At 60.7% G+C, this 6104-nt stretch carries 7 protein-coding genes; 6 read left to right on the forward strand and 1 reads right to left on the reverse strand.

All coding sequences use genetic code 11. The annotated features are described in order from the left end of the window. The first annotated feature begins 37 nt into the window (after positions 1-37). Genes BMW87_RS33130 through BMW87_RS33140 form a run of 3 tightly spaced genes read left to right on the forward strand, consistent with a single transcriptional unit; the run spans position 38 to position 1623 of the window. Entirely contained in the window at positions 38-325 is a 288-nt protein-coding gene (locus BMW87_RS33130; RefSeq protein WP_093082511.1) for an ECs_2282 family putative zinc-binding protein, read from the forward strand. Next, positions 325-798: a hypothetical protein gene (locus BMW87_RS33135; RefSeq protein WP_093082514.1), complete on the forward strand. Its 474-nt coding sequence runs from the start codon at positions 325-327 to the stop codon at positions 796-798. Before BMW87_RS33130 ends, BMW87_RS33135 begins: the two co-directional genes overlap by 1 nt. 39 nt (positions 799-837) lie before the next feature. After that, entirely contained in the window at positions 838-1623 is a 786-nt protein-coding gene (locus BMW87_RS33140; protein ID WP_093082516.1) for a hypothetical protein, read from the forward strand. Between the two features lie 145 nt (positions 1624-1768). On the opposite strand, the gene BMW87_RS35785 is transcribed toward BMW87_RS33140, so the two are convergent. Then, complete coding sequence (locus BMW87_RS35785) at positions 1769-2134, reverse strand: JAB domain-containing protein (RefSeq protein WP_256217014.1); 366 nt, start codon at positions 2132-2134, stop codon at positions 1769-1771. A gap of 310 nt (positions 2135-2444) precedes the next feature. On the opposite strand from BMW87_RS35785, the gene BMW87_RS33150 reads away from it, so the two are divergent. From BMW87_RS33150 to BMW87_RS33160, 3 genes are all read left to right on the forward strand, one after another. Beyond that, positions 2445-4250 carry an AAA family ATPase gene (locus tag BMW87_RS33150; RefSeq protein ID WP_218149806.1) on the forward strand — a complete coding sequence of 602 codons (1806 nt, stop codon included), beginning with the start codon at positions 2445-2447 and terminating at the stop codon, positions 4248-4250. 81 nt (positions 4251-4331) lie between these two features. Next, complete coding sequence (istA, locus tag BMW87_RS33155; protein ID WP_093082519.1) at positions 4332-5864, forward strand: IS21 family transposase; 1533 nt, start codon at positions 4332-4334, stop codon at positions 5862-5864. Then, positions 5857-6104 (forward strand): ATP-binding protein (locus BMW87_RS33160; protein WP_218149807.1); only part of this gene is annotated, 248 nt, incomplete at its 3' end. The genes istA and BMW87_RS33160, both read left to right, overlap by 8 nt.

A 6104-nucleotide genomic window follows, 5' to 3' on the forward strand; every position in this document is an offset into this window, starting at 1 on the left:
AGAAGCTAGACGGTCAAACACAAACAGGAGACACAGCATGACGCTCAATGCGGACAAGTACAGCCGGTCGGTCAGCCTGCTGTGCCCGACATGTGGTGGCAGTCAGTTTTCTCACGACGATGCCGATGCTTCAACCAGCGCGCTTGTGAAATGCGAAGGCTGCGGACTGGAGATATCGAAGGACGATCTCGTCCGGGCAAACAGTGAGAACGTCGACGAGCATGTAAAGGAGATCGGCCAAGAGGTGGTCAAGGACATCGAAAAAGAGCTGCGCGAGTCGCTGAAGAAAGCATTCAGCGGCAGCAAGAACTTCCGAATCAAATAATGCCAATCTCGATCAGCATCGGGGATGCGATCGCCACTGGCGCGCTCGCACTGTCCGCCTACGCGACCTGGAAGACTTTCAAGTTCAATGAAAGACAGAACACGTTGATCGAGAGCCAGGAGCGACTGAATAAGTTGCTCTTGGACAAAGAAGCAGGTGAAGTCCTCAATGTCAAGAAGGCCGACCTTGGTGCAACCTTCGTCAAGCTCGGAAGCAACAAGCACCGGCTCAAGATCTGGAACAAGGGCAAGTCGGCCGCGCGCGACGTGTCGCTGGATTTCCCGGAGGGAAACGAATGCCTGATCCAATCGGACATCGATGCCAAGTTCCCATTGGAGATACTGGAGACGCACCAATCGGTGGAGTTGATCGCCGCCGTATCGATGGACTCCAAGAGCAAGCATCCGATCAAGTTGACGTGGTCTGATGAGTTCAGCGAGCACAACGAAAAGATGGTCTACCCAACGATCTGAGATCACGATCCGGCACTCCGAAAGAGCCCGCACTCCAAGATGATCGACAACGCCTTCTTAGCCTCGCAGAAAGCCAAATCTTTTGTAGGTCGACAGACTACGCCGGCACTGCGTCATCTTGTCTTCGCCATCGTGGATCAGGTCGCACGACAGCACTATGGAAGCATCTATTCCATCAAGTGCCTGCAGACGGCGGCAGCGGTGAAATCGCTGCTCTCTCGCTTGGGTATCGAAAGCCAATTGTGGATGGGCGCTGTATGCGTGGCTGAAGTCTTTATGGAGCCTGGTGTCGTCGCCTGGGGTGGCTTCTGGGACAAGGATCATCACATCTGGCTGGCGACGGAGTTCTACGAATATGTCGATCTCAGTATTAGTCAGTTGCACATGCACCCCCGTCGACGGCGCTACGATGCGATTCCAATGCCCCCCCTCTGGTGGAGCGACATTGGAAGTTGGCCACCCGTTCTCAAATATCTACCCGATACCCCGATTCATATGGGCCTGGAATGCCAAGAGGACATCGACGACATGAAGGCCTTCCAGGCAAAGGTCGATTCAACATTCGACACCATGCTGCAGAATGGCGATGTCGAAAAGGTTGCTTTCGGGACAATCCTGGGCGGTCCTGAGACCATGAACGCGCTCTATGAACAGGGCAATGAGTGGGTGGTCCGAGCATTCGTATTTCAGGAACGGTCAATCGCCTTTCCCGATTGGATTCGAAATCGAGAGATCGAACTGATCAGGGCACATCAACGCGGTGAACGTGCTGAAAGCAGGCTCAGTTCCCGAACCGATCTCGTTCGCACGCACGACCAAGAATAATGGCTACTTCCGTAGCTGCATGAACACCAAGGCGGCGGTACGAACTGCGCCGATCGGTGTCGGACGGATTGCCCGGGGCCTATCCCGGCATGGGTACCGCGGATGTCAGAGCTCATATACAGCCTGTATGGCTGATCCTCGGGAGTCAGGACTCGCGCGCAGCGCGCACGACCAGGCAGAAAACCAAGGGCCGTCGGCCCTTTGCGTCAAGTGGTCCCCGCTCGGCAAAACGCATCACGTCGTTGCCCGCGACGATCAGGTGGTCGAGCGCCGGCACGTCGACAAGACTCAAGGCCGTCTTCAACGTGTCGGACAGCGCCTTTCGACCCGCGACGGCTCGGCGACGCCCGAGGGATCGTTGTGGCAAAAAATCGCTGCTGTCGCATTGAATGTCAGCGATTCCTTGACCAACTCGCGTGGATAGGCCGAAGCTTGGCTTACTGCGTCCCCGGATCAGCTCGACGTATTCGATGAGGCGGTTCTGCGCAGCGAGCATCAGCACCGCGAACACCTCACTCCAGTCCGCCCAGCTTGACCTGCAGGAAGTCCTGCACCGGCTGTGGCGACGTCCGCACCTCACGCCCGCGCAGTTGCGCGCTGTGCAGCCTGCAGCTCATCATCGACGCTCGCCGGACGGTAGTAGCCGTGACGATCAGGTTGGCACAGGGCAACGCCCAAAAAAGCCTGACGCCGGGACCAGAGGATGTGATGATGTTTCTAAATGTGCCATCATGACTCCTGATGCATGCGACTCCGTGGGCACGTTCGTGCGCGTATTCCAAGAGAGGAAAAGCAGCAATGACAACGACTGGAGGAGACCCATGTCGATACTGCAGGAAATACTGGGCTGGACTCAGGGGCTGGCCACATGGCAAAGCGATGCGGTCGCACGTTTGCTGGCCAAGCAGACTCTGACGGCAGAGGATCAGGACGATCTATTCGCGCTTCTCAAGGCGGCACACGGCATTCCCGACCCGAAAGACCGCAAGCCCAAGCCGCTCACGGCCGATCAGATCCCCGCGCCGGTCAAAGCGACGACGCACGTTGAGTTGCGCGCTATTAAGAACATGCGCCACGTCAACGCGATTGCGGAGAACCAGCATCTGCCGTTCAGCGCGGCGGGAATGACGGTCATTTACGGCGACAACGGCTCGGGGAAGTCCGGATACTCCCGCGTGCTCAAGCGCGCCTGCCGTGCCCGCGATCAGGGGGAAGCCATCCATCCAAACGCCAATCTACCGCCCGGCAAGGCTGGCGCTCCGGAGGCAGCCTTCGAAATAGCCGTGGACGGCGTTGCCAAGGATGCGCATTGGACCCAGGGCAAGGCTGCGCCTCCGGAGTTGTCGTCATTCGCCATCTTCGATTCACGCTGCGCGCGCGCCTACCTCGACAACGAAGACGACTTTTCCTACGTGCCCTATGGATTGGATGTGTTCGAAGGATTGGCGAAGGTCTGCAAGCAACTGAAGACTTCGATCGAAACCGAGCATGCGTTGTTCGCGGCCGACCTTACGGCATTCGTGCCGTTGCAGGGCGACACGCTCGTCGGCAAGTTGATCGCATCGCTGTCTGCCAAGACGACTATTGACCAGGTCGATGCCCTCGCTACGCTCACACCTGAAGAACTGATCCAACACGTCGAATTCGACAAGAGCCTGAAAGAGAACAACCCGAAGGAGAAAGCAACGCAGTTGCGCCTGCGCGCTCGTCGCGTGGCGACCATTGCGACGAATGCTACGGCCAAGGGTTCGCTGGTTGGCCCAACGGTCGCCACCAAGCTGCGCAGCCTGGCGGACAGTTACCGCACGGCGCAGGCGGCAGCCGCGCTCGCGGCGAAGCAGTTCAAGGAAGGCGAGAACCTGCTGCCGGGCACCGGCGGCGAGGTCTGGCGCGAACTCTTCGATGCTGCCCGCAAGTTCGCAGTCGAGTCCTATCCGGAAAAGGAGTTCCCCGACTTGGGTGCCGAAGCACCCTGCCCACTGTGTCAGCAACCTCTCGGCGAAGGCGCGGCGCGAATGCTGCGTTTCGAGGCCTTTATCCAGCAGGAGGCCGAGAGAACATCCCAGGCACGCCGTATAGCGTTGTTCGCCGAGTACAAGCCGTTTGTTGCCCATGTCCTGACGCTGAATCTCGACGATGTGACGCATGGCGAGATCGAAGTCCTGGACCCGCAGCTTGCCGCTGATGCGAAAGCATTCGAACCATTGCTGATCGCTCGCCAGGAGGCCATCAAGGCAGCGGTGCTTTCGCACCAGTGGGACGGTATCGATCAGGCTTTGATCAACCCGGCGGCGCGGCTGCAGGCGCTGGCCGCCAAGCTGAACGCCGAGGCCGAGACCTTGGAGAAGGCATCGGATGAGAAAGCACGCGCAGCGCTTCAGAAGCAGTTTGGGGAACTCGATGCGCGTCGACGGCTGAGTCAGGTCAAGGACTCCGTGGTCACCGCGGTCGAGAAACTCGGCCACCAGGCGAAGCTCGTGAAGTGTCTGTCAGCCGTGAAGACCAACGCCATCTCGCTGAAAGCCTCGGAGTTGGCGGAAAAAGTGGTCTCCAAGGAACTGGCCGAAGCGTTAAACCACGAATTCAAGGCCTTGGGTGTTAGTGCCGATGCAATCTTGACCAGCTAAACCGCAAAGTGCCGATCCAATATTGACCAGGGTGTTCCACTGACCTGCTGAGAATTTCAGCAGGGATTCAAGGTGATCACCATGGACATGATTGGCAAGGTCAGGCGCATGAGGCTGCGCGACCAACTCTCTCTCAGTGAGATCGCAAAGCGCACAGGCCTGTCGCGCAACACGGTCAAGAAGTGGCTCAAGGCGCCCGGCGATGTTGTGCCGAAGTACGAGCGGGTGAAGCTCGACGGCAAGCTCACGGCGTTCGAGCCGGCCCTGCATCAAGCGCTCACAACCGACAGCCATCGCCCCAAGCAGGGACGGCGCAGTGGTCGCGCCCTGTTTGCCCAGATACAGGCGCAGGGCTACCGCGGCGGCTACAGCGCCGTCACCGACTACATCCGGCGCTGGCGGGTGGAGTCGGCAGCCAGTCCGGCCAAGGCGTTCGTTCCGATGAGCTTCGAGCTGGGCGAGGCCTTCCAGTTCGACTGGAGCGTCGAAGCCATGGTCGTCGGTGGCGTGTTCTACAACGTGCAAGTGGCGCACCTGAAGCTGTGCGCCAGTCGCGCCTTCTGGCTGGTGGCCTACCCCAGCCAGGGGCACGAGATGCTGTTCGACGCGCACACACGCTCGTTCCAGGCACTCGGCGGCGTCACCCGGCGCGGCATCTACGACAACATGCGCACCGCCGTGGACAAGGTGCAGCGCGGCAAGCAGCGCACCGTCAACGCCCGCTTCGCTGCCATGTGCAGCCACTACCTGTTCGACCCCGACTTCTGCAACGTCGCCTCCGGCTGGGAGAAGGGTGTGGTCGAGAAGAACGTGCAGGACAGTCGCCGGCGCATCTGGATCGAAGCCGCAACCCGGCGCTTCGGCTCGTTCATCGAACTCAATGCCTGGCTGAGTGAGCGGTGTCGTTCGGTGTGGAGTGACACCACGCACCCGATCCACCGGCAGTTCACCGTGGCCGAGATGTGGGAGTTAGAGAAGCCTCACCTCATGTCCATGCCAGCCCCCTTCGACGGCTACGTCGAGCGGCTGGCCCGGGTCAGCAGCACCTGCCTGGTGGCCGCCGCGCGCAACCGTTACTCCGTACCGTGCGAGTGGGCCGGCCACATCGTCAGCACCCGCGTCTATCCCGAGCGAGTCGATGTAGCGGCCGCAGACGCCGTCGTGGCCAGCCATGCCCGGCTGCCGGGCAGCGGCCAGACCAGCTACGACTGGCAGCACTACATCGAGTTGGTGCAGCGCAAGCCGGGCGCCTTGCGCAACGGCACGCCGTTCCTGGACCTGCCGGCGCCATTGCTGCGCTTGCGCCAGTCGCTGCTCAGGCACCCTGGAGGAGACCGGGTCATGGCACAGGTGCTGGCCGTGGTGCCGCAGGCCGGGCTGGAAGCGGTGCTGGTGGCCATCGAGTTGGTGCTCGAAGGCAGAGCGCCCAGCGGCAGCATCAGCGTTGAGCACGTGCGCAACGTACTGGCCCGCTTGAACAACCCGGCCACGCCAGACCAAGCGCAGACGTCCCTGCGACTCACCCAGGCGCCTAAGGCCGACACCGCGCGCTACGACCGGCTGCGCCCCACCCACCAGGATCATCTGGACGGACAGGAGGTTGGCCATGCGTGAGACCTCCATCGATGTACAGGCCCAACTGAAGGCGCTGAGGCTCAACGGCATGGCCACGGCCTGGGCCGATCTGACGGAGCAAGGCGGCGATACGACCCTGGCCGCATCACGCTGGCTGGTGGAGCACCTGCTGCAGGCCGAAGATGCTGACCGGGCAATGCGCTCCATTGCTCACCAGATGAAGTCGGCGCGCTTCCCCATGCACCGCGACCTGGCCGGGTTCGACTTCTCCGTCTCACA

The organism is Variovorax sp. OV084 (assembly GCF_900111625.1).
In the GTDB taxonomy this organism is placed as follows: Bacteria; Pseudomonadota; Gammaproteobacteria; order Burkholderiales; family Burkholderiaceae_C; genus Variovorax.

Excerpts from the sequence above, each read along its gene's own strand:
- istA (WP_093082519.1), top strand. The coding sequence starts at position 4,332 with ATGGACATGATTGGCAAGGTCAGGCGCATGAGGCTGCGCGACCAACTC.
- BMW87_RS33135 (WP_093082514.1), top strand. The coding sequence starts at position 325 with ATGCCAATCTCGATCAGCATCGGGGATGCGATCGCCACTGGCGCGCTC.
- BMW87_RS33130 (WP_093082511.1), top strand. The coding sequence starts at position 38 with ATGACGCTCAATGCGGACAAGTACAGCCGGTCGGTCAGCCTGCTGTGC.
- BMW87_RS33150 (WP_218149806.1), top strand. The coding sequence starts at position 2,445 with ATGTCGATACTGCAGGAAATACTGGGCTGGACTCAGGGGCTGGCCACA.
- BMW87_RS33140 (WP_093082516.1), top strand. The coding sequence starts at position 838 with ATGATCGACAACGCCTTCTTAGCCTCGCAGAAAGCCAAATCTTTTGTA.